This window comes from Erythrobacter sp. (assembly GCF_023653175.1).
Taxonomy (GTDB): Bacteria; Pseudomonadota; Alphaproteobacteria; order Sphingomonadales; family Sphingomonadaceae; genus Erythrobacter.
Window position 1 is genome coordinate 22,773 of sequence record NZ_JAMNXL010000001.1, and the last position, 22,456, is coordinate 45,228.

Consider the following 22,456-nt stretch of genomic DNA (forward strand, 5'->3'; position numbering starts at 1 on the left):
AGGCGTGGCAAGCCGGAGGAGCATCCCATGCACGAAGAAAGCGCAAAGCCGACAATAACCCACCATGTCGCAGGCCAGGGCGGCCGCTATGTCGCGGTGGTCGAGGGGTCGCCGGAAGAAGGCTATCTCGAATGGGAGCCGGGCGGCAGCCGCGAGGGCAAGGAGATCCGCGTCGCCGCGCACACCATCGTGCCCCGCGCGATCGGCGGGCGCGGCGTGGCGGGCGCGCTGACCCTCCGACTGGTGGAGGATGCCGAGCGGCAGGGCTTCCTGATCCGCCCCGATTGCTCCTACGTGGCGAGGAAGTTTTCCGAGAACCCCGACTGGGCCGCGCTCAAGGCCTGAGCGACCGGCGGTGAGTGGGGCGGGGCATCGAGCCGCGAGTAATCGGTCGCGGTGATCGTCTCGAGCACCTGCGCCCGCAAGCGCAGCGCCTCGGCGAGCGGGACGCCGCGCATCGCGAAGCTGCCCCCGGCAAGCCCCAGGTGCACCGTCGCATAGCCCCTGAAGCGCGCCACCGGCCCCTGCGCGATCTCGACCGAGTGCAGCTTCAGCCGCGTCGCGATTTCCTGCCGGGGCGAAAGGAAACCCTGGCTGGCGTAGATCTGGGCATCGTCGATCGCGTGGCGGCGGAATTCCCAGGCGTAGAGGTTCGCCCCCACTGCCAGCACCGCGAGGCCGAGCGGGATCAGGAACAGGCCGGGAGGCGCGACAATCGCCGCCACGATGGTCGCTGCCACGAAGATCGCCGCATCGCGCGCCGCCAGATCGTTGCGGTGCCGGGTGCTGGCGCGCTGCCATTGGGTGGTATCGCCCGGCAGTCGGAACCCTGACGCGGCGACGATCGGCGCGATCTCGGTCATGGTCGCGAAAGGCGCGACCACGTGGCTCTGCTCCTTTTCGTCCTGCGCGAGGCTGACGAAGCTCAGCGAATGCCAGCCGAAGCGGTAACGCACCATGCCGGTGCCGATCACCAGCCCCTGCACGCGGTGGGCCGGCATCACCACGTCGGTGCGGGTCAGCAGCCCGCGCTGGCGCCGGAAGCCGCGCGCCGAGCGGGTGAGCGTGAAGCCCCAGTCGCGCAAGGCAGTGCGCACCACCCCTGTGACCGAGCCGACCACGAGCAACCCCGCCAGCCCCGCCACCGCTCCGAGCGCCTGCGCATAGGGGCTGAGCGTCGCCACCGTGCTGCCCTGCTGCTTGAGCCAACGGTACCAGGGGTCGACATTCCAGACATCGATCCCGGTGACGTTGTCGAGATATTGCAGCGCGCCGCCCAGCACGGCGAAGACCGCGAGCGAGAATTCGAACAGGCCGAACGTCAGGAGCCGCCCCGGCGCAAGCGCGAACAGCACCTCCCCTGCATCGTCCGCAGCGCGCGCGGGTGCGGGTGCGGCGGGGTCGGCTGACGCGGCGGCGGCAAGCTCCGCCTCGTCCTCGCGCCGCTCGCGCACCAGCTGGCGCAGGCGCTCGCCCTCGGCAGCGGTGAGATAGGCGAGCGCAAGGTCATCCGCCCCGCCCGCCCCGGTCTCGAACTTGACCGCGACCAGCCCCAGCAGACGCGGCAGCAGCTTGGCTTCGAGGCTGACGTCCTGAATGCGTTCGAACGGCACCGAGCGGGCGGCGCGGCTGAGGATGCCGCTCTCGACCCGGATGTCGGCCTCGGAAATGGTGTAGGTGAGCCGCCGCCAGCCGATGTAGCTGATCGCGACGCCGATGGCCACCGCCGCCACCCCGACGCCGAGCGCGACGAGGAACCCCCCGCCCCCGCCGACGCCGGAAAAGGCGATGGCGATGGCCGGAAGCACCGCGCTGCGAACCGCCCCGAGCGCGCCGATCACGATGCCGAGCGGAGCGGCGCGGCGGGTGTCGCTCATGCGGCGGCCCTCACAGGGTCTCGCGGCGGATATGCGCGCGGATATCCTCACGCATGGCGCGCGCCAGTTCCTCGCCCAGCCCCGGCAGCGAGACGCTGGCATTGTGGTTGCCGGCGGTGTGGAGCGTCAGCGTGGCGATCCCGAAGAACCGCTCGAGCGGGCCCTGCGCCACGTCGATATGCTGTACCCGGCCGAAGGGCACGACCGTGTCGGAGCGGAACATGAGGCCGCGCACCACGCGCAGCCGGTCACTGCCCATCTGGTAGCCGCGCGCGTTGAAGCGGGACTGGGGAATGCGGATCACCAGCGCGATCACGATCAGCAGCACGACCCCCGCGACAAGTCCGGGCGGCACCAGGCCAAGCTTGCGCAGCGCCACCTCGCTCACCGCAGCCGCGACCAGCACGGGGAGCGAGCTCAACGCGGTCTGCACCCGCAGGGCGTGGGCATAATTGGGGTGAACCCGGGTGAGTTCGTCGTCCGCGTCGGGCAGCGGGGGAACGGGCGGCTGGTTCATGGTGCCTTATCTGCGCAATACAGCACCGCCACGCAAGCGGTTTCGCGCGGGGGCAGTCATGCGCCCGCCCCCTAGCGCATTTATGAGGACGACGGCGGCGGCGCGGCCCCTTAGAACCGGCACGCCACCCATCTGCCTGAAAGAGAGAACCCCATGATCACCCTGCATTCCAGCCTCGGCCCCAACCCCCGCCTGGTGCGGATGTTCATGATCGAAAAGGGGCTCGAGGAAGGCCGCGATTTCGCCCGCGTGCATTACGACATCATCACCGGCCAGAACCGGCAGGACGCCAGCTACATGGCGCGCAACCCGCAAGGCACCACCCCGACGCTCGAGCTGGAGGACGGCACCTGCCTCACCGAAAGCTGGCCGATCTGCGAATATGTCGAGGAGCTGCACCCCGCCCCCAACCTGTTCGGCGAGACTCCGGTGGAGCGGGCGACGGTCAGGAAGTGGGCACGCCTGTTCGATCAGGAGGTCGTCGTCCCGATGACGATGGCGTTCCGCGCCACCACCGGCCGCCCGATGTTCGAACCGCGCATGACGGTCGTCTCGACAGAAGCGGGCGCGGAGCTGTTCGCGCTGGCCGACGAGAAGTGGCGGCTGTTCGACGGCTATCTGGGCGAGAAGGACAATATCGCGCTCGGCCGCTTCACCTTCGCCGACCTGATCATGTTCGCCTTCGCCAATTTTGGCTTCACCGTGGGCTGGAAGCTGCCCGAGGGCACCGACAACCTCGCGCGCTTCGTGGCGGCGCATAACCAGCGGGCGTGCGCAGCAGTCTGGAAGGACAGCGAGTAATGCCCGACCTCGCCGGGAAGGTCGCGATCGTCACCGGCTGCGCCTCCGGGATCGGCGCGGCGACGGTGCGGCGGCTGCGAGCGGACGGGGCCGAGGTGCTCGGCACCGATGTCGATGCGCAACGCGGGCGAGCGCTGTGCGAGGAAGTCGGCGCGCGGTTCGCCGTGCAGGACGTGTCCGACCGCGCGCTCTGGCCGCATATCGTGGCGCAGGCAGTCGAGAAATTCGGGCGGCTCGACATTCTGGTGAACAATGCCGGGATGGTTTCAGGCGCAGGGATCGGCGATCTCGATGACGAGGCGATGTTTGCGGCGTGGGACCGCGTGCTCGCCGTCAACCTCACCGGCACCATGGCCGGATGCCGCGCCGCCCTCGCCGCAATGCGCGCCAATCCGGGCGGCCCCAAAGGCGCGATCGTCAACATCGCCTCGACCACCGCGATTGCCCCGCTGCCGACCGATGTCGGCTATTCGGCGAGCAAGGGCGCGGTGCGTGTGCTGTCGAAGTCGGTCGCCACATGGTGCGCCAAGGCCGGGCTCGCGATCCGCTGCAACACCGTGATCCCCGGCGCGACGCATACCGGGATCCTCGATGCGGCGGAGGTGCAGATGCCGGGGCTGATGGCGGCGGTGGCGAAGACCTCGCCGCTGAACCGCCTCGCCGATCCGGCGGAGACAGCAGCGGCGATTGCCTTTCTCGCAAGCGACGAATGCCCCTTCATGACCGGCGCGGAAATGCTGGTCGACGGCGCGGCGATGGCGATCCATCCGGGGTTTTAGCCGCCCTTCATCTTCTCCAGATAGCCGCTCGGCCCCATCTGCGCTGCCGTCCATGCGAAAATCGCGAGGCTGACGACGCCCGAGGCGAGACACACGCCGAACACCGCCATGGCCAGCGCGCTTGTCCCCTGCGTCGGGGTCAGGCTGTCGCTGATTGCGCCGATCAGTCCCAGCCCCAGCGTCTGGCCAATGAGGTTATTGAAGAACAGCGCGATGGCGACCGCGAACCCGCGGCTGGCTGGCTCGACCGCCGCCTGAATGCCCGACAGGATGCCTGCCTGGCTCGCGACATAGACCGCATAGGCCAGCCCGAACCACCCGAGGAAGACAGTGAAGCTGTCCGACGTCAGGCTCAGCGCCAGCGGGGCGACGCAGCCGAGGCTCACCACGCCGGGCAACCACGCCCGCCAGCGTTCGTCGCGCCGGGTCAGCCACTGGGTCAGATAGCCGCCGAGGATCGGCCCCGGTATCCCGCCGAGGAAGAAGGTGAAGCCGAGATAGAGGCCCACATCGCCGGTCGAGATCGGGAACTGGCGCAGCATCACCGCCGCCATCCAGAAGGCGAGGCCATAGCCGATCATGATCTGCACCGCCCAGCCCAGCGCCAGCCCCATGAACACGCGGTTGGTCAGCAGGCTGCGGATCGTCTGACCCAATGGCAATTGCGTCATGTCGGTGCCCGCCGGGGCATAGCGGCCGCGTAAGGGCTCGCGCACGGTGAGGTAGATCACCCCGCCCAGCAGCAGCCCCGGCAGACCCATCAGGATGAAGGCCCAGCGCCAGTCGAAGATTTCGGCCAATTGCCCGCCGATGATCAGCCCGCCCGCCGTCCCCATGCTCGCGCCGATGGTCAGGAAGCCCATCGCCTTCGCGAGCTCTCCGCGGGTGAAATAATCGGCGACGAGGCTTTGCGAGGAGGGGCCCGAACAGCCCTCCCCCACCCCCACGCCGGTGCGGGCGAGGAACAGCGTCCAGAAGCCGGTCGCCATGCCGCAGGCTGCGGTCATCAGGCTCCAGAAGGCTATCGCCGCCGCGACGATGTTCCGCCGCGTCGAGCGGTCGGCGAGCCGCGCGGCGGGAAAGCCCGCCAGCACGTAGATCAGCGAGAAGGCGAGCCCGCCGAGCAGGCCGAGCTCGAAGTCCGACAGGGCGAACTCGGCCTTGATGTCCTGCACGAGGATGCCGAACACCAGCCGGTCGGCGACACTGAACGCGCTCGTCAGCGTCAGCAGGCCCAGAACATACCAGCGGTATGCTCCGGGTGTGCGCGCGTCAGTGGTGAGGCCGGGCGTAGAGGCCATTGTCCACCGGGATCGTCAGGCCGTTGAGGAAGCGCGCCTCGTCCGAGGCGAGAAACAGCACGCAGCCCGCCACGTCGCTGGGGTGGCCGAGCGCGTCGGCGGGGAGCGGGCCTTCGGGAATCTCCATCGGCTTCTGGCCGGCGCGGCCCGACACGCCCATCACCATCGGCGTCTCGATCCCGCCGGGCGCGAGCGCGTTGACGCGGATGCCGTAGCCCCTGTCCTGGAAGTCGACCGCAAGGCTGCGGGTCATCCCCGCGATCCCCGCCTTGCACGCCGCATAGGCGGGGATGTTGCCATAGCCCATCAGCGCCGCGGTCGAGGCCATGTTGATGATCGACGAGCCGCCCCCGCCGATTGTCTCGTGCCGGTTCTTCATCAGCGACACGGCGTATTTGCACCCCAGAAAGGTGCCGACCACGTGGATATCGAGGTGCAGCTTGAAGTGCGCGAGGCTGCAATCCTCGATGCTCTCGAAGATCACGTTGCCGGCGTTGTTGACGAGGATATCGAGCCCGCCGTGGCGTTCGTGCACCGCGCGCATCACCTCGATCCATTGCTCTTCGCTGGTCACATCGAGCGCCATCGCGTCGCCGCCGATGGAGTCGGCGACCTGATGCGCGAGCTCCGCATCGCGGTCGGTGACGATCACCTTCGCGCCCTCGCGCGCCAGCACCTCGCAATCGGCCTTGCCCAGCCCCATCGCCCCGCCCGTTACGAGCGCAATCCTGCCCGCTACCCGTCCCGCCATCTGCCTTCTCCCAAAGCGCTTTTTTCTGTCGTGCCAGCCTATCGGGCGCAGGAACCCCCGCCACTGTCGAAAGCGCGAGGGCGCCGCGGCGCGCGCGGGGCGGCGCGAAGGGCAGCCGAATGACGTTACGGAATCGAGCTTTCACACAGGCGTGTGACGTTTTTGTCGCAGTTTGCAGCGGTCACTATCGCTTTTGCTGATGGCGCGCACGCAGGCGCACCATACACCTGCAAAGGTATCCGAAGGCTTCGGCTGAAGGGCATGAGGAGACATGCCTGCGGGTTGGGAAAAACAGGGTGCGCGGGCAAGCCGCGGCCTGATGGGGAGAGAGAGCCATGAACATTCTTCGTGCCCGAATTGCGTCTGGCGTCGGCACCAGCGGCATGCGCCGCGCGCTGCTGTGCGGGGCTGCGTTGAGCGGCATCGCCGCGATGCCCACCGCCGCCTCCGCGCAGGATACGGCCGACGGCGCCGATGCGGATGACGATGTCCCGGTGATCGTCGTCCAGGCCCGCCGCCAGAGCGAAACCTTGCAGGAAGTCCCCGTCACCGTCACCGCGATCGGCGGCGAGACGCTCGAGCGTTTCTCGATCGACCAGATCGCCGACTTCACCAGCCGCGTGCCGACCCTCAACGTGCAGGTCGGCGGCTCGGGCTCGGGCGGCCAGCTCAGCTTGCGCGGCGTCGGCTCCTCGAACATCTCGGCGGCATTCGATTCGGCGGTCGCCTTCGAATATGACGGGGTCGTCGTCTCGACCATGCGCATGGTGCAGGCCGGTTTCTTCGACGTCGAGCAGGTCGACGTGCTGCGCGGGCCGCAATCGCTGTTCTTCGGCAAGTCGGCGACCGCAGGGGTGCTCTCGCTGCGGTCGGCCAACCCGACCGCGACCTGGCAATTCGGCGCGCGCGGCAGCTACGAGTTCGAGGAGAAGGGCTACCTTGTCTCGGGCTTCATCTCGGGCCCGATCACCGACACGCTGGGCATCCGCATCGCCGGACAGTTCAACGACATCGATGAATTCCAGCTGCTCCAGCCGGGCACCCCGGCGGTCAACCAGAAGCGCGGGCTCACCGACTTCATCGGCCGCGTGACGCTCGACTGGAACCCGTCGGACCGGTTCCGCGCCAACTTCAAGCTGCAATACACCAAGAACGAGAACGACGGCGCGATCGGCACCGCGGAAATCTTCTGCGGCGCCAATGGCGTTGCCGATCCGGTGGTGCTGCTGGGCGGGGCGGTGACGATCCCGGCGGGCTATGACTGCAATGTTACCGACCAGCGCTACTTCCTGTCCGATGCCGCCGTGCCGCTGGCGCCCGGCGTGCCGACCCCGTCGAAGGCCGCGGGCCGCAACGGGGTGCCTTTCGGCGAGACCGAGATCTGGTTCGGGCGCCTGCAGTTCGACCTCGACCTGTCGGACACGCTGACCCTCACCTCGGTCACGGGCCTGCTCAACATGGATGCGGTCGATTTCGACTGCTATGCCTATGGCGGCTTCCTGACCGGCCCGGGCGGCACCCGCCTGCCCGGCGCGGCGGGCTGTTCGGACCCGATCAACGCGCTCGAGCAGTACAGCCAGGAAGTCCGCCTCGCATCGGACTTCGACGGGCCGTTCAACTTCATGCTCGGCGCGTTCTACGAGGACCGCACCTTCATCTTCGACACCTCGCAGCAGGGCGTGAACATCTCGTTCCTCGCGGCCGACCCGGTGACCGGCTTTACCTATGACTGGGACAAGACCCACACCACCAAGACCGAGGCCCTGTCGTTCTTCGGCAGCGTCAACTTCGACATCACCGAACAGCTCGAACTGTCGGGCGGGGTGCGCTGGACCGACGAATCCAAGATCCAGACCATCGCGGTGCCTTACCTGCACACCTTCCTGCAGGGCCCGGGCTTCGTGCGGCCGGGCTTCTTCTCGGGCCCGATCAACTTCGCCGACGACAACGTCTCGCCCGAAGTCACGCTGCGCTACAAGGCGACCGACGACATCAACATCTTCGCCTCGTTCAAGACCGGCTTCAAGTCGGGCGGGATCGACAACTCGGCGCTGCCGTCGAACAGCCTCAGCCAGGCGGCGCTGTCGGGTGACTTCAGCTCGCTGATCTTCCAGTCGGAAAAGGCCAAGGGCGGCGAAGTGGGCTTCAAGTCGCAGTGGGCGAACCGCGACATCACCCTCAATGCCACCGCTTACTACTACGTGTTCGAGGATCTGCAGGTGCAGAACTTCAACGCGGTCACCATCCAGTTCGTCACCAGCAACGCGGGCGAGTTGACCACCAAGGGGGTCGATCTGGAAGCCGGTTGGCGCACCCCGATCGACGGGCTGAACTTCTCGGCCAACCTGTCGTACCTTGATGCGCAATACACCGCCCAATTCCTGCAGCCGGGCGGCCAGGGCGGGGTGATCGACCTCAACGGACGGCGCGGCAGCCAGGCGCCCGAGTGGGCCGGCAACTTCGCCGCCGACTGGACGATCCCGCTGTCGGACAGCCTCGAGCTGTTCCTGTCGGGCAACGCTGCCTATAATGACGGCTACATCACCGACGAGACCTCGCTCAACGACTTCGTCCAGCCGAGCTTCTGGCTGATCGATTCGAGCGTCTCGATCGGCCACCCGGACGGCAAGTGGAAGCTGTCGCTGGTGGCGCAGAACCTCACCGACAAGATCTTCGTCATCACCAGCGGCGGGCGTCCGTTCCTGCCCTCGGGGGTCGATGCCCAGGGCCGGCCGCGCGGCGACGATCTGGTGCTCACCCAGAATCGGGGCCGTCAGGTCTTCGCGGAAGTCAGCTTCAAGTTCTGATCGCTTCGAACCCAGGGGGGACGGGGGGCGGGCCAGCGATGGCCCGCCCTTCGCTTTTTGGCCCCTTGGGCTGAGCCTTCTGACCAAAAGTGAGCATTGCCGCCGCGTCCGGCAAGGCGGATGGTCGCGGGCAAAAGCACCACCGGGAGGAACGGCAATGTCACGCGAAACGCTGGTCGCAATGACCCGCAATCTGGTCGCCCACGGCGCGGCCGACACGATGGAATATGCCGACGACGTGGTGCGGGTGCCCGCCAGCGCCTATACCGACCCGGCGCTGTTCGAGACCGAGAAGAAGCAGATCTTCCGCCGCCTGCCGCTGATGGTCGCCCCTTCGTGCGAGCTGCCCAATCCCGGCGACTTCAAGGCGATGGACATCTGCGGCGTGCCGCTGCTGCTCTCCCGCCAAAAGGACGGCAGCATGGGCGCCTTCCTCAACATGTGCACCCACCGCGGCAACCCGCTCGCCAATGGCTGCGGCAATGCCAGCCGCTTCACCTGCGGCTATCACGGCTGGACCTTCAAGGCCGACGGCGACCTGATCGGGGTCGCCGACTCGAAGGATTTCGGCTCCATCGACAAGAGCCAGCATTGCCTGACCAAGTTCCCGGTCTACGAGAACGCCGGCCTGATCTGGGTGACGCTCGACCCGCATTCCCAGCTTTCGATCGCCGATTACCTGTGCGGCTATGACGACCTGCTCAAGGCCTTCGAGTTCGACGGCTGGACGCTGTTCGCGCAGCGCACGCTGGAAGGGCCGAATTGGAAGACGGCGTACGACGGCTATCTCGATTTCTACCACCTGCCGGTGCTCCACAAGGACACCTTCGGGGCTGACTTCTACAACCGCGCCAACTACTTCGCTTTCGGCCCGCACCAGCGCCTCTCCACGCCCTCGCAGTTCGCGATCAAGGTGCAGGGGGACGACGACCAGCAGATGGACCTCGCCGCCATGGCCGACGACGATCTGCCGCAGGAGGTGCTGGTGCAGGGCGTGTGGACGATCTTCCCGCACATCTCGATCGCCAGCTTCTACGGCGGCGGGCAGCGCGGCGCGATGATCAGCCAGCTGTTCCCCGGCGCGGCGGTGGGCGAGAGCTTCACCACCCAGTTCTACGTCATGGAAAACCAGCCCGAGACCCCCGAACAGGTCCAGGCCGCGCACGACCAGTTCAATTTCCTCGAGATCGTGGTGCGCGACGAAGACTACGCCACCGGCAAGCGCCAGCAGCAGGCGCTCGCGTCAGGGCTGATGAAAGAGGTGCTGTTCGGCCGCAACGAGAAGGGCGGTCAGGTCTTCCACCAGTGGGTCGAGCGGCTGGTCAATGCGGGCGACGATGATCTGGTGGCGATCTTCGCGGGCGAGCAGCGTCAGGCGGCGGAGTAAGGGGTCGGGCGCCGTTCCTCCTCCCGTCTCCGCGGACTTGATCCGGGGTTCGGCTGCGCCTCTTTCCACACAGGGGAAGTTAGCCAAGCCCCGTGTCAGGCACGGGGTGACGGGGAATTGTGTTCCCGAGCAGTTACAGGCGAAACGGCAGCTTTCAGGCTCGCAAGGTGGTTTCGCCGATGGCCTGAACTGGGTGGAATCCGGACATTGACCAGCACGTGGTCATGAGCCAGTATTATAGAATGCAACTACTTAGTAAGCGCGCAGAACTGATCCGAACTGCCGGGCTGGCACATGTGATCGGCCTTATCGTCGTGGGCTTTTACGGCACGGTTGGGGCGTCAGGTGGGTTTGGAAACGGAGCTTGGGTGGGAACGCTAACAGGTGGCGTCTTTTCCTTTCCATGGTTTGCGGCGCTCATTGCGGTGATTTGGTTCTTTCCCGAATTTTATTGGAAACATTTCTTAGCAATGTGCGTGGCTGGGCCTGTGCTGGTCTGCGGCACTTGGTGGTTGCTCAGTGGCACAGAATTAATTGCAGTCGCCATCACAACCGTTGTCGGTAGCATCGCATTTCTAACGAACATGTCGTTCATACGCTGGCGTAGGGCAAACTAGCCTTAAGGACTGCTCCGGCTCGATAGCCGAACGGCAGCTTTTGGCGAGCGACCAGCGGTTTGCAGACGTTTCCTACAAGCCCGCCAGCCGCTATTATGCCCCCCGGCTCTTTCCCATCGTTCTGCCCGGCCTGCGAGGCCGTTGGATGCCTGAGGCATGAAAACAGGCCCCGACTCCCTGTCCGTCCGCTTGGCGAAATCGGGCATGAATGATTGAATTTATTGATGAAATGGCAGGTCTGCAAAGTTGACAGGGTGTAACCTTTGTCCGCTTTGCAAGGCTGCAAATCAGGCGGCGGATTGGTTGGAAGCCCACCCCGCAATCGTCAGAACGCGAAGGGCCGCTCCGGCACGCTGGGCCCCTTCGCTGTCGGATTGTCGTTGAGCGCCAGCTCGACCAGCGCGGTGTCGAAGAACTCGTGCAGCTCCACGATCAGCCCGTCCGCGATCGTCAGGATCTGGCAGTAGGTCTGGAGATATTCGTGCCCGTTGGTGGCCATGCCGCCCCCGCGCATCAGGCCGACCACGCGCTCGTCGTCGGCACACATGATCCGCCACTGGCCCGAAAAGCGGATGGTTTCGGCCACCAGCTTGCCGATCACGCCCTCGGCCACGACCGGCCCGAAGCATTCGGCCTTACCGACCCAGCGTCCGGAGACCGGAGTGGTGCCAACGAGATTGAACACCACGTCTTCCGAATGCAGGGCGGCGAGCGTATCGAAATCGCCCGCCGCCAGTGCCTCGTAATAGCGGGTGGCCAGCGCGATATTGGCCGCGCGCTGCTCGCTCACGCGATTACCCGAACGCCGGGCGATAATTGCTCTCGCCCCAGTCCTGCCGCTTGGTCCATTCGCCCATCGGCTCGAGCTTGCCTTCCAGTTCCGGGAAGCGCTCGTAGACGTGGTCCATGTCGACCGCGAAGGGGCGCGTGGGGGCGTTGTTGTTGTATTCGTAGAAGTCCTCGATCCCCTTGGCGAAGTCGGCGCGCATGGCCTCGGGCATGGTATCGCCCGCCGCCTCGACGAGGTAGCGCCCGAACTCGGCAGGGGTGCAGGGATCGTATTTGATTTCCTTGCCGAGCGCCTCGGACAGGCACTGGGTCACCTGCTTGCCGACCATCCGCTCCGGCCCGCCGATGTTGAGCCAGGCGCCTTCCATATCGGGCCGCTCGAGGCTGGCGAGCATGAAGCGCGCGACGTCATCAAGGCTGATCCAGTTGGCCTCCAGCGCGGGGTTGTGCGGATAGACGTAGCGCCCCTCATTGATGATGAAGGGCCGCGCCCAGTTGGTGAGGAGGTTGTCCATGAACAGCACGCTCCCGAACACCGTCCCCGGCGCGCCCGAGCGCCACAGCGCGTTGATCCCGGCAGTGTTGCCGGCATAGGTGAAGGCATCGCCGGGCTTGTCGGGGATCCAGCTCGAGGTGTTCCACACCACCCGCTTGACGTTCAGATGCGCGGCGACCTTGCCGACCTCGCCGACGAGATAGGCGCGGTCGGCGCGGGCCTGCAGGGGGTGAGTGTAGAAGATGTAGTCCGAACCCTCGAGCGCGGCTTCAAAGGTGGAGGTGTCGTAGAGGTCCATCGGCCGCACCTCGACCCGCTCCACGCCTTCCACCGGCGCGCCCTCCAGCGCATCGGGCCGGCGCGAGATTGCGCGCACGTCATACCCTGCCGCGAGCGCCTGGCGCACCTGCGCAAGGCCCTGCCGCCCGCTCGCGCCGATAACCGTGATGAGTGCCATAGTCCCTCTCTCCCTCGTGTTCTTGTGGGGCAAGACTAGGAAGCGCCCCGCCCCTCCGCACCGCGCCAAAGTGATAGCCCGGGCGCGCTCGGCCCTAGCGAAAAGGCGGGGTTGCCGTAGCGGCCTCGCCACCGGACAAACCGGCGCATGGACAACCGTATCTGGCGCATCGCGCGCCGCCCCGTTGGCACCGATTTCGCCGCCGCGCTCGCGCTGGAGGAGGAAGATTTTGCCCCGCTCGGCGATGGGCAGATCCGCATCCGCAACACCCACCTGTCGATGGACGCGGGCACCCGAATGTGGCTCTCGGACCGCGAGGATGGCTACCAGCCGCCGCTCCCGGTGGGCGGGCCGATGACGGGACTGGTTCTGGGCGAGGTGATCGAGAGCCGCGCCGAGGGTTTTGAGGAGGGCGATCTGGTGCGCGCCTTCGGGCAGTGGGCCGATGTCAGCACGGTCGATGCGGTGATGTCGGGCGCGCTGCTGCTCGATCCCACCGTGGCCGACCGGCGCGCGTGGTTCGGCCCGCTCGGGATGAACGGGTGGACCGCACTTTGGGGCGTCGAACAGACCGGCGCCGCCAAGCCGGGCGAGCGGGTGCTGGTCTCCGCCGCAGCGGGGGCGACAGGAATCCTTGCTGTGCAGATCGCCAGATTGCTCGGCTGCGAGGCGTGGGGGATCGCGGGCGGGGCGGGGAAATGCGCTTACCTGACCGGGGAGCTCGGGATTGCGGGGGCGGTGGATTACAAGGCCGGCGATGTCGCTGCCCAGCTCGACGCAGCGGGCGGCTTCGACGTCTATTTCGACAATGTCGGCGGCCCGCTTCTGGATCAGGTGCTCACCCGCATGAATCACTATGGCCGGATCGCGGTGTGCGGGCTCCTCGCCGATTACACCGCCGGCACCCGCACCGCGCCGAAGGAATTCGATCAGGTGCTGATGCGGCGGCTCAGGATCGAGGGCTTCTTCTCGCCCGACTTCATGCACGAAGGCCCTGCCCTCACCCGCCGTCTTCGCCAGTGGACCGAGGAAGGCGCGCTCGTCATGCCCTATGACGTGACGACCGGCCTCGAGAACACCCTCACCGCCTATGCCAAACTCTTCACCGGCGCGAATATCGGCAAGGTGATCGTGGAGTTGACCCCATGACCGGCACACTCGAAGACCGCGAGGCGATCCGCGACATTCTCGCCGCCTATGCCCATGCGATCGACCGGCGGCGCTGGGGGATGATGGAGCGGCTGTTCCACCCGGAGGCTACCTTCCGCTTCGGCACCATCGAGGGCGACTGGCGCGGCTTTGTGGAGCAGGCGCGCAGCGTTATCGACCCGTGCCTCGCCACGCAGCACCAGCTCGGCCAGACGATCTTCGGGTTCGAGAGTCCGGACCTGTGCCACACCGAAACCTACATGACCGCGATGCACACCATCCCCCCCGGCTACCCGCTCGCGGCGGTGTTTCCCGACAAGGGGGTGATCTACTCGGCAATCGTCGCGGGGCGCTATGTCGACCGGTTCGAGAAGCGCGGCGGAGAGTGGCGCCTCGCCCAGCGCACCGGGCTCTACGACTGGCGCGAGTTCCGGGTGGTGGAGGGCGTCGACCTCTCCGACACGCCGGAGGGCGCGGCCGGATACCACGACGCGCGTGATCCCTCGACAGCGGCGGTGCGGAGGTGGCTCGGCTAGGGCCGCCTGATAGAAAACACCCCGCTCATCGTCGCGATCTGCTCCTCCCCCCGCCATACCCCGCCCGAGGTATAGGCGGTGCGGCCGCCCAGCCGGTCGATCCGCACGCGCGCCTCCAGCCAGTCGCCCAGCTTTGCGGCTGCGAGGTAATTGACCGTCAGAGTCACGGTCGAGGGCGCGAGCCGGGGCCGCTCGGCATCATAAACCGCGTGGCTCAGGGCAACATCCGCGAAGGTCGAGATCACCCCGCCATGCGCCGCGTCCCGGTAGTTGATGTGGTGGGGTGAGATCAGCAGTCCGACCACACGCACGCCCTCCACCGCAGGCCCCAGATAATAGGGCCCGCCGTGGTCGAGAAAGCCCGGGGTGAAGCCGGCAGGTTCGAAGCTCGAAGGTATCGCCATCCCGCCACCCTACCCCGCCGCTTGCCCTCGCGCCCGCTATGAAATGTGCCAATGACACGCAGGCCAGCGCGGGGTATCCCCGCAGCCATGGGAGAGACAACAGCACTGGCCGCAGAAAGCTTCTGCGACGTCGTCCGGGAACACGCCCGCGTGTCTGGCGATGTGATCGCCTTCACCTATGCAGGCGAAGACATCAGCTTCGCCGAGATCGACGAGAGCGCCGACCGGGTGGCGAACGGCCTCGTCGCGCTCGGCGTGAAGCCCGGCGACCGCGTCGCCTTCCTCGGCAAGAACCACCCGCTCTATTTCGAGGCCTTCCTCGGCGCGAACCGCATCGGCGCTGTGATGACGCCGGTGAACTGGCGCCTCGCCGCGCCCGAGGTCGCCTATGTGCTCGATAACTCGCAGGCCCGCGTGGTGTTCGTGGGCGAGGGCTTTGCCGAGGTGCTCAGCCAGATCCGACCGACATGCCCCCATGTCGAACAGGTGATCGGCATCGACGCGCCCGATTACCCCGGCACCGATTACCGCATCTGGCGCGACGGCTTCTCGGCCACGCCCCCGGCGCACCGCGTGCGGGCCGAGGACGACGCGCTGCAGCTCTACACCTCGGGCACCACCGGCAAGCCCAAGGGCGCGGTGATCACCCACGGATCGATCCTCTCGAGCCGCGACGCCACCGCCGCGGCCGACGAGATGCGGGAGTGGCAGGAGCCGATCCCGGGCGATGTCACGCTGCTCGCCATGCCGTGTTTCCACATCTCGGGCACCGGCACCGGGATCGGCACGCTCGTGGCGGGCACGAATTCCATCGTCCTGCCCGAATATGACCCGACCAAGGCCCTCGACCTGATCGAGAACTTCAACATCTCGAAGATCTTCCTCGTGCCCGCCGCCTTGCAGATCCTGCTCAATCACCCGAAGGTGACCGAAGTCGATTTCTCGCGGCTGAAATACGTCACCTACGGCGCCTCCCCCATCCCGCTCGAACTGATGCGCGAGGCGATGCGGGTGATGGGCTGCGGCTTTGTGCAGATGTACGGCATGACCGAGACGAGCGGCACCATCGTCGCGCTGGACCCTGAGGATCACGTGCCCGAAGGTTCGGTGCGGATGCGCAGCGTCGGCAAGCCGCTCGCCGGGGTCGAGATCAAGGTGATTGACGAGGCAGGCCGCGAAGTCCCCGCCGGCACGGTCGGCGAGATCGCGACCCGCTCGAACAAGAACATGCGCGGCTACTGGAACAACCCCGATGCCACCGCGTCCACCATCGACGCCGACGGCTGGCTGCGCACCGGAGACGCGGGCTACCTCGACGAGGACGGCTATCTCTACATCCACGACCGGGTGAAGGACATGATCATCTCGGGCGGCGAGAACGTTTATCCCGCCGAGGTCGAGAACGCGCTCTATTCGCACCCCAAGGTCGCGGACGTGGCGGTGATCGGCGTACCCGACCCCAAGTGGGGCGAGGCGGTGAAGGCCTGCGTGGTGGTGAAGGCGGGCGAGGAACTGACCGAGGCCGAGCTGATCGCCCACGCGAAGACGCTGATCGCGGGCTACAAGTGCCCCAAGTCGGTCGATTTCATCCCCGCCCTGCCGAGGAATCCCAGCGGCAAGATCCTGCGCCGCGAACTGCGCGCGCCCTATTGGGTGGGCAAGGACCGGGCGGTCAATTGATCGGGCTGCCGGTCAGGCAACTGGCCTACAAGGTCAACGACCTCGAGGCGGCAGCGGTGGCGCACCACCGGCAATTCGGTTCGGGGCCGTTCTTCGTGCTGCGGCACGTGGCGCTGGCGTCCTCGGTGCATCGCGGGACGGCGCGCCCCTTCGACCACTCGAGCGCCTATGGCCAGTGGGGCAGCGTGATGGTGGAGCTGGTGGTGCAGCACAACCCGGACGATTCTGCGCTCCACGACATGTTCCCCTGGGGCTCGGGCCGCGAAGGGCTGCACCATGCGGCGCTGTTCGTCGACGATCTGGAAGGCGAGATCGCGCGGTTCGCAGCCGAGGGCGCTCAGCTCGCGCAGCTGTCGGTGACAGCGGGCGGGACGGGTTTCGCCTTCGTCGATACGCGGGCGAGCCTCGGGCACATGCTGGAGCTTTACGAGCCGACCGCGCAGCTGACGGGGTTCTACGATTTCGTGGCGCAGGCAGCGCAAGGGTGGGACGGGCGCGATCTGGTCACGGAGTTGGGTTAGCCTCTACCCCCGCCAGTTCCGCCACCCCCACCAACGCGGCACGGCATTCCGCATCGGCCAGCGCCGCGAGAACCGAGAATGCCACAAACCCCGCCTCGCCCAGATGCGCGACGACCGCCGCTGCCTCGGCATCGGTTATCGCGGTGTGCTCAAACGGCATCCGCCGCGCATAGGCGAGGCACAGCTTCGTGCCCTCGTCCAGAGCGCTCTCCTCAGGCGCTGCGCCCATGCCGTGGACGGCCGCGACCGCCTGCCGGACCAGCGCCACCAGCGCCACCAGCGCGGGGGCGAGCGCGGCTTCGGTCTTCCCGCGGAAGTCCGCATAATGCGCGGCGAGCACCGGATCGCCCGCCAGCGCGGCGCACACGGCGCTCATGCGGCGGCCTCCAGCACCGCCGGCGTCGGAAGCACGGTGCGGTCCATCGCCTCGGGCTCGAGCCCCATGGTGATCAGCGCCTTGGCGAGCGCGAGGAACAGCGTCACGCCCAGCCCCAACTCGGCAATCTGTGCAGGTGTAAGGTGGCGCTGCAAAGCCGCCCGCGCATCGCCGGTCAGCAGGTCGGGATCATGGATCAGCGCATCGGTGAATTTGAGCGCGGCCTTCTCGGCATCGGTCAGCCGGGCCGAGGTCTCGTAGCCATCGGTGATGTCGTCCACCACCTCCTCGCCGAGACCCTGCCCCAAGGCCTTGTCGAAGCGGACATTGCGGCAGAACCCGCATTCGGTGACGCGCGCATTGCGCATCCGCGCGACCTCCTTGATCCGCGCACTCAGCACGTCGGAGCCCCAGAACCGCCCGTAGAGCGCAAAGAAGCTCTCCGCGATCTCCGGCTGGTGCGCGAGCACCGAGCCGAAATGCGCAGGCTCTCCGGCAACGCCTGAGGATACGCGGGGGATGGTCGACATGGGGTATCTCCTTCGCTTGCGAGAATACCCCAGGGTGACGCTACGACAGCCTCGCCATTTTCGCAGGGGCGGGGGCGCGGTCCGGCATGGCAGATTGCCCGAAACAGCGAGGGAGACAGGCAATGGCAGGCGAAGCACAGCGCGTGATCGAGGACTTCTGGCGCATCCAGGACGCAGGCGACTACACGAAACTGGTCGATCTCTTCGCCGAGGACGCATTCCTCGAAGACCCGATCTGGGGGCAGTATCGGGGGCGCGACGCCATCATGGGCTTCATGACCACGATGGTGAAGGAGATGGGCGACCGGAAGGTGCACTTCACCGTCGACGAAATCTGCGGTGACGACCACGCCGTCTGGGCACGCTGGACGATGCACATGGAAGGCCACGCGCCCCGCGGCGGCGTCGGCATCTACAAGGTCGAAGGCGGCAAGCTCACCTATTACCGCGATTACATGGACCCGGCGGGGGAGTAGCCTACATCGCCCGGTAATCCGGATGCCCGCTTTCCCTCAGGTCGAGCATCGGCAGCGGAAACGCCGCGTTGGGCGAGGCGTCCGGCTGGTCGGGCATCGCACAAGTCCAGTCCATGATGTAGCGGCGGCTCGAAATGCGCCACTCCTCGCCCCGCTTCTCGTAGGTGTCGAGGTAGCGCCCGCCATACATGTTGCCCTTGTAGGGCTCCTCCCCCTCGCGCCGGAAGCCGAGCGCGATGCCGTAGCACTCGCCCTCCGCCGTCGTCGCCGACGTCAGCTTGACCGAGAGCGGCGCGAGCATGTGCCAGCGCCGCCCCGTCGAGCGTTCCACCGCCATCACCACCGGCACGAACTCCGCCGCGGTGCCGGTGAAGAAGCCATAGTCGATCGCCGCGTCCGGCCAGTAGCACCCCGCCTGCCCCTCATCATCGAGCCAGTCCAAGGTGCGCGAATAGCGCGCGATGAGATCGTGGATCGCCTGCCGGTCGAGCAGCTGCTGCACCTGCTCCTCGAGGGTCATGCGCGCGGCCCCCACCATGCCGGGATCGAGAGGGGAAACCGCTCCTGCGCGGTCTTCATCGCCTCGCTCGCATCAGCGGGCAGCGCCGGGTCAGAGGTATGCGGCAGCCCCCCGCCTGCGCCCTCCACGGGGTCGATATATTCGAGCGTGATTCCGGCGAGCACATCGGCGAAATCGTGGCCCTCGTGATGGTCGGACATCTGGTGGTGATAGAAGGTCCACTTGTCCTTGAAGCTGAGCAGGCAGTAGTAGCTCAATGGCTCCTGCCCCTTCCAGTATTCGTAGCGGATCACGCCTTCTTCCGTCCCGAAGGTGTGGTGGACCATGTCGTGCATGATCGCCTCCCACTTCTCTTCCTTGCCGGGCTGGATCTTTATGTGCGCAAGCAGACTGGCCATCAGAGTGTCTCCACTGGAGTGAGGTTCAAGAGCAGCCGGTGGATGCCGAGCATGATCCCGCCCTGGTGGCGGAAATCATTGCCCGGCGCGTAGGCGAGGTCGGCGAAGGCGTCGGCGAGCTTGTCCCACGCGATCATCTGTTCGAGGCGCGAGATGTTGGAGCCGGGGCACGAGCGCGGTCCCTGGCTGAAGGCGAGGTGGCGGGTGGCGGCCTTGCGGTCGAGCTTGAGTTCCAGCGGGTTCTTGAATTCATCCGCGTCGATATTGGCGGCGGCCCAGCGCAGGTGCAGCATCGATCCGGCGGGCACTTCGACGCCCTGAAACACTTCGTCATGGGCGCAGATTCGGGTCGAGAGCCCCTGCGTGGGGGAGCGCAGCCGCATCCCCTCCTCGATGAAGGTGCGGATCGCGCTGCGATCGCCGCGCAGCCCGGCAAACATCCCCGGCCGCTCGCACAGCAGTTGCGCCTGCTCCGCGAGGGCATATTGGGTCGTCTCCAGCCCGCCGATCACCATCGCGTAGACGACGCCGTTGATCTCGTCGTCGGTGAGCTTGCGGCCCAGCGCTTGGTATTCGACCTGGGTGAGGAAGCTCACCATGTCATCCTGCGGCCGGGCGCGTTTCTCGCGCGTCGCTTGCGCCACATACTCCTTCATCCCCGCCAGCAGCCGGAATTTCTCGGCCGTTTGCTCAGGCGTGAGGATGTTCTTGTGGGTCGTCCCGATCACATAGGACATGACCTGCGCATTGCCCCATTGCTCGAGGCGCGGGATGTCTTCGAGTGGGAAGCCCAGCACGGTAGCCATCACCCGCTGCGGCAGCGGCCGGGCGAAGTCGGCGACGAAATCGACCGGCTTGCCAGCGCGCGCCTTCGCCAGCATCCCGGCGACGAGCGAATCGACATGGCCCGCGATCATCGCCGCATGCCGCGTGCAGCCCGGCCCCACCCATGGGTCGGTCAGCTCCTTGCGGTGCGCGCGCCACAGTTCCGGATCGGGGCGCAGGGTCACGATCGAGGCGATCATCGCGTCGAGATCGGGGATGTGGGTGGGCATCTCGCCCGATTGCTGGATATGCGCCACAAGCAGCGAGAGCGTCGGCGGGAAACGCTCCCAGTCCTTCACCACGCGGGAAATGTCGGCGTATTTGGTGAGGACAAAGGCATCGGTGCCGGGGGTCAGGCCCTCGCCCGGCAGGCGCTGCACCGGGGCCTCGGCGTGCAGGATCGCATAGGCGGCGTACCAGTGCTCCTGCGCGCCCGGAGCGAACAGGTCGACGTCAGCCAAGGTGCGCGGTGCGTCCGCCTGCAAGTCCGCTCTCCCCTGCGGGGCGGTCCGCTTAGCGAATCCGCCAATTGCTGTGGCAAGGGTTGTCCCCCAGCCTTTCCCTTGCGGAAACGGGCTAATTTGCCAGTGCCGCGTATGGGGAGAGAAAGCCGTGAGCCGTATCGAGAAGCTGGCGCCGGACCAGTGGGACGCGCGCCTTGTCGCCGCGATCCAGCCCGACAACCTGACCGATCTGGAGCAGGGTCTGACCCGATACTTCGCGCATTGCCCGGAGCAGGCGCTGGGCCTGATGGGCTTTGGCGGGGCGTTGAAGCGCAATCGCTCCCTGCCCGACCGGTTGGTGGAGCTGGTGCGGCTGCGCGTCGCCTTCTTCAACCAGTGCCGCTCCTGCATGGCGATCCGCTATGCCGATGCGATGGCCGACGGGGTGACCGAGGGGCTGGTGTGCTCATTGGAACGCCCGCAGGAGGCTGAAAACCTCTCGGCAGCCGAGAAAGCTGCGATCCGGTACGGCGAGCTGATGGCAACCGATCATCTCGCGATCGATGACGCGATGTATGAGGAATTGCGCACGCATTTCAGCGAGGCGCAGATCGTGGAATTCGGCATGACAGTCGCCTTCTTCGTCGGCTTCGGCAGGTTGGCCGCGACCTGGCACATGGTCGAGGAACTGCCCGAGGCGTTCCAGAAGGCTGAGAGCATCGCGCCTTGGGGCGCCGACACAATCGAGGTGCGCTGATGAACCAGCCCCAGATCAACCTCTTCGACCCCGCGCTTCAGCAGTGCCCCTATGACGCCTACAAGCAGCTGCGCGACGAGGCTCCGGTCTACAACATCCCCGGCACGCAGATCTATGTCGTGAGCCGCTACGACCATGTGCGCGAGGTGCTGATGGACCCCGCGCGCTTCCCCTCCACCGCCTTGAGCGAGCTGATGCGCGCCTCGCCGGTGGACATGGAGCGCGGGCGCAAGGTGGCGGAACGCTTCCGCGAGAGGGGCTGGCTGCCTGCTCCGACGCTGGCGGGGCGCGATGATCCGAACCACAAGCAAATGCGCGCGATGTTCAACGAGGCGTTCAAGCCCAGCCGCATCAAGGCAATCGACCCGCGCGTCGAAACCCTCGCCTACGAGCTGATCGACGAGTTCCTTCCCGATGGCCGCTGCGACTGGGTGCGCCAGTTCTGCGTCCCCCTGCCGCTGTTCGTCATCGGCGAACAGATGGGCGCGGCGCGCGAGGACATGTGGCGGATCAAGGGCTGGACCGACGCCTTCTTCCACCGCATCTCGCTGATGCTGCCCGAGGACAAGCACCTCGAAATGGTCGACCGCGAGATCGAGGCGCAGCACTATTTCCAGCCGATCTTCGAACGCCTGCGCGAGCACCCTGACGGCAGCCTCATCTCCGTGCTGGTCAACACCGTGATCGAAGGCTGGGGCCGCCCACTCAACGACGAGGAACTCCACGCCGAGATGATGGCGGACACCTTCGTCGGCGGGTCGGAGACCACCACCAACGCGCTCGCAGCCGGCATGAAGCTGCTGATCGAGAACAAGGACGTGTGGCACAAGCTCAAGGCCGATCCTGACAAGTATATGCGCAACTTCGTCGAGGAGGTTCTGCGGCTCGAAAGCCCGGTGCAATCGTTGATGCGCTTCACCCATGCGGACGTGGAGCTGGACGGGGTGACGATCCCGGCAGGCTCGGTCGTCAATGTCCGCTACGGCGCAGCCAACCGCGACGAGCGCTTCTTCGAATGCCCCGAAAAGCTCGATCTCGAGCGGCCCAAGGCAGGCGCGCACATGGCCTTCGGGTCGGGCACGCACCACTGCCTCGGCGCCCCGCTCGCCCGGCGCGAACTGACCTGGGGGTTTCAGGCCGTGGTCGACCGCTTCGAGGACATGGACTTCGCGCCCGGCGAGAACGACTTCAGCTACCACCCGCACTTCCTGCTGCGGAGCCTCAAGCAGCTCAATATCACCATCGAAGCGAAGAAGCGCTGA

The 22,456-nt window shown here is 66.6% G+C and carries 25 protein-coding genes; 13 read left to right on the top strand and 12 right to left on the bottom strand.

The genetic code is table 11. The features are described from left to right. Positions 1-27: 27 nt before the first annotated feature. The gene (locus NBV68_RS00130) at positions 28-345 is read left to right on the top strand and encodes a GNAT family N-acetyltransferase (protein WP_296306265.1); all 318 of its coding nucleotides are present in this window, start codon (positions 28-30) and stop codon (positions 343-345) included. Here NBV68_RS00130 and NBV68_RS00135 read toward each other — a convergent pair. Next, the gene (locus tag NBV68_RS00135) at positions 291-1,877 is read right to left on the bottom strand and encodes a PH domain-containing protein (protein WP_296306267.1); all 1,587 of its coding nucleotides are present in this window, start codon (positions 1,875-1,877) and stop codon (positions 291-293) included. The two genes, NBV68_RS00130 and NBV68_RS00135, sit on opposite strands and share 55 nt — an antisense overlap. A 10-nt stretch (positions 1,878-1,887) precedes the next feature. Next, on the bottom strand, positions 1,888-2,394 hold the full coding sequence (locus NBV68_RS00140; protein WP_296306270.1) for a PH domain-containing protein: 507 nt from the start codon (positions 2,392-2,394) through the stop codon (positions 1,888-1,890). 153 nt (positions 2,395-2,547) lie between these two features. On the opposite strand from NBV68_RS00140, the gene NBV68_RS00145 reads away from it, so the two are divergent. Together NBV68_RS00145 and NBV68_RS00150 are read left to right on the top strand one after the other, a co-directional pair. Next, positions 2,548-3,195, top strand: a complete 648-nt coding sequence (locus tag NBV68_RS00145) for a glutathione S-transferase family protein (RefSeq protein WP_296306271.1) — start codon at positions 2,548-2,550, stop codon at positions 3,193-3,195. Beyond that, complete coding sequence (locus tag NBV68_RS00150; protein ID WP_296306272.1) at positions 3,195-3,974, top strand: SDR family oxidoreductase; 780 nt, start codon at positions 3,195-3,197, stop codon at positions 3,972-3,974. The genes NBV68_RS00145 and NBV68_RS00150 overlap by 1 nt, the downstream gene beginning before the upstream one ends. Here the strand turns inward: NBV68_RS00150 and NBV68_RS00155 are convergent. Together NBV68_RS00155 and NBV68_RS00160 are read right to left on the bottom strand one after the other, a co-directional pair. Then, positions 3,971-5,275 carry an MFS transporter gene (locus NBV68_RS00155; protein ID WP_296306273.1) on the bottom strand — a complete coding sequence of 435 codons (1,305 nt, stop codon included), beginning with the start codon at positions 5,273-5,275 and terminating at the stop codon, positions 3,971-3,973. The genes NBV68_RS00150 and NBV68_RS00155 overlap by 4 nt on opposite strands. Next, on the bottom strand, positions 5,247-6,026 hold the full coding sequence (locus tag NBV68_RS00160; protein ID WP_296306275.1) for an SDR family oxidoreductase: 780 nt from the start codon (positions 6,024-6,026) through the stop codon (positions 5,247-5,249). The genes NBV68_RS00155 and NBV68_RS00160 overlap by 29 nt, the downstream gene beginning before the upstream one ends. 335 nt (positions 6,027-6,361) lie before the next feature. On the opposite strand from NBV68_RS00160, the gene NBV68_RS00165 reads away from it, so the two are divergent. The 3 genes from NBV68_RS00165 (at position 6,362) to NBV68_RS00175 (ending at position 10,837) form a co-directional block, all read left to right on the top strand. Further along, complete coding sequence (locus tag NBV68_RS00165) at positions 6,362-8,833, top strand: TonB-dependent receptor (RefSeq protein ID WP_296306276.1); 2,472 nt, start codon at positions 6,362-6,364, stop codon at positions 8,831-8,833. Positions 8,834-8,990: 157 nt separating this feature from the next. Beyond that, positions 8,991-10,220, top strand: coding sequence for an aromatic ring-hydroxylating dioxygenase subunit alpha (locus NBV68_RS00170; RefSeq protein WP_296306278.1), 1,230 nt, complete (start codon positions 8,991-8,993; stop codon positions 10,218-10,220). A 224-nt stretch (positions 10,221-10,444) separates the two neighbouring features. Continuing rightward, positions 10,445-10,837: a hypothetical protein gene (locus tag NBV68_RS00175; protein WP_296306280.1), complete on the top strand. Its 393-nt coding sequence runs from the start codon at positions 10,445-10,447 to the stop codon at positions 10,835-10,837. A 325-nt stretch (positions 10,838-11,162) separates the two neighbouring features. On the opposite strand, the gene NBV68_RS00180 is transcribed toward NBV68_RS00175, so the two are convergent. Continuing rightward, a complete protein-coding gene (locus tag NBV68_RS00180) occupies positions 11,163-11,627 on the bottom strand; it encodes a nuclear transport factor 2 family protein (protein WP_296306281.1) in 465 nt (154 codons plus the stop codon). A 4-nt stretch (positions 11,628-11,631) separates the two neighbouring features. Continuing rightward, positions 11,632-12,579: an NmrA family NAD(P)-binding protein gene (locus NBV68_RS00185; RefSeq protein ID WP_296306283.1), complete on the bottom strand. Its 948-nt coding sequence runs from the start codon at positions 12,577-12,579 to the stop codon at positions 11,632-11,634. A gap of 147 nt (positions 12,580-12,726) precedes the next feature. Here NBV68_RS00185 and NBV68_RS00190 point away from each other — a divergent pair, with 147 nt between their 5' ends. Continuing rightward, positions 12,727-13,728, top strand: coding sequence for an NADP-dependent oxidoreductase (locus NBV68_RS00190; protein ID WP_296306284.1), 1,002 nt, complete (start codon positions 12,727-12,729; stop codon positions 13,726-13,728). Then, entirely contained in the window at positions 13,725-14,264 is a 540-nt protein-coding gene (locus NBV68_RS00195; protein ID WP_296306286.1) for a nuclear transport factor 2 family protein, read from the top strand. The genes NBV68_RS00190 and NBV68_RS00195 overlap by 4 nt, the downstream gene beginning before the upstream one ends. On the opposite strand, the gene NBV68_RS00200 is transcribed toward NBV68_RS00195, so the two are convergent. Then, complete coding sequence (locus NBV68_RS00200) at positions 14,261-14,668, bottom strand: PaaI family thioesterase (protein WP_296306287.1); 408 nt, start codon at positions 14,666-14,668, stop codon at positions 14,261-14,263. The two genes, NBV68_RS00195 and NBV68_RS00200, sit on opposite strands and share 4 nt — an antisense overlap. An 87-nt stretch (positions 14,669-14,755) precedes the next feature. Here NBV68_RS00200 and NBV68_RS00205 point away from each other — a divergent pair, with 87 nt between their 5' ends. Both NBV68_RS00205 and NBV68_RS00210 read left to right on the top strand, forming a co-directional pair. Continuing rightward, positions 14,756-16,348 carry a fatty acid--CoA ligase gene (locus NBV68_RS00205; protein WP_296306288.1) on the top strand — a complete coding sequence of 531 codons (1,593 nt, stop codon included), beginning with the start codon at positions 14,756-14,758 and terminating at the stop codon, positions 16,346-16,348. Beyond that, entirely contained in the window at positions 16,345-16,869 is a 525-nt protein-coding gene (locus NBV68_RS00210) for a VOC family protein (protein ID WP_296306289.1), read from the top strand. Before NBV68_RS00205 ends, NBV68_RS00210 begins: the two co-directional genes overlap by 4 nt. On the opposite strand, the gene NBV68_RS00215 is transcribed toward NBV68_RS00210, so the two are convergent. Next, positions 16,853-17,245 carry a hypothetical protein gene (locus NBV68_RS00215; RefSeq protein WP_296306290.1) on the bottom strand — a complete coding sequence of 131 codons (393 nt, stop codon included), beginning with the start codon at positions 17,243-17,245 and terminating at the stop codon, positions 16,853-16,855. The genes NBV68_RS00210 and NBV68_RS00215 overlap by 17 nt on opposite strands. Beyond that, positions 17,242-17,775 (bottom strand): hypothetical protein, encoded by a 534-nt coding sequence (locus NBV68_RS00220; RefSeq protein WP_296306291.1) that lies wholly within the window; start codon positions 17,773-17,775, stop codon positions 17,242-17,244. The genes NBV68_RS00215 and NBV68_RS00220 overlap by 4 nt, the downstream gene beginning before the upstream one ends. A gap of 122 nt (positions 17,776-17,897) precedes the next feature. Between NBV68_RS00220 and NBV68_RS00225 the strand changes: the two genes are divergently transcribed. Then, positions 17,898-18,251 (top strand): nuclear transport factor 2 family protein, encoded by a 354-nt coding sequence (locus NBV68_RS00225; protein WP_296306292.1) that lies wholly within the window; start codon positions 17,898-17,900, stop codon positions 18,249-18,251. 1 nt (position 18,252) lies between these two features. Here NBV68_RS00225 and NBV68_RS00230 read toward each other — a convergent pair whose 3' ends face one another. Genes NBV68_RS00230 through NBV68_RS00240 form a run of 3 tightly spaced genes read right to left on the bottom strand, consistent with a single transcriptional unit; the run spans position 18,253 to position 20,479 of the window. Next, complete coding sequence (locus NBV68_RS00230; RefSeq protein WP_296306293.1) at positions 18,253-18,771, bottom strand: nuclear transport factor 2 family protein; 519 nt, start codon at positions 18,769-18,771, stop codon at positions 18,253-18,255. Next, positions 18,768-19,169 (bottom strand): antibiotic biosynthesis monooxygenase, encoded by a 402-nt coding sequence (locus NBV68_RS00235; protein WP_296306294.1) that lies wholly within the window; start codon positions 19,167-19,169, stop codon positions 18,768-18,770. Before NBV68_RS00235 ends, NBV68_RS00230 begins: the two co-directional genes overlap by 4 nt. Beyond that, a complete protein-coding gene (locus tag NBV68_RS00240; RefSeq protein ID WP_296306296.1) occupies positions 19,169-20,479 on the bottom strand; it encodes a cytochrome P450 in 1,311 nt (436 codons plus the stop codon). The genes NBV68_RS00235 and NBV68_RS00240 overlap by 1 nt, the downstream gene beginning before the upstream one ends. Before the next feature lie 127 nt (positions 20,480-20,606). On the opposite strand from NBV68_RS00240, the gene NBV68_RS00245 reads away from it, so the two are divergent. Then, a complete protein-coding gene (locus NBV68_RS00245; protein WP_296306298.1) occupies positions 20,607-21,194 on the top strand; it encodes a carboxymuconolactone decarboxylase family protein in 588 nt (195 codons plus the stop codon). Further along, positions 21,194-22,456, top strand: coding sequence for a cytochrome P450 (locus NBV68_RS00250; protein WP_296306300.1), 1,263 nt, complete (start codon positions 21,194-21,196; stop codon positions 22,454-22,456). The genes NBV68_RS00245 and NBV68_RS00250 overlap by 1 nt, the downstream gene beginning before the upstream one ends.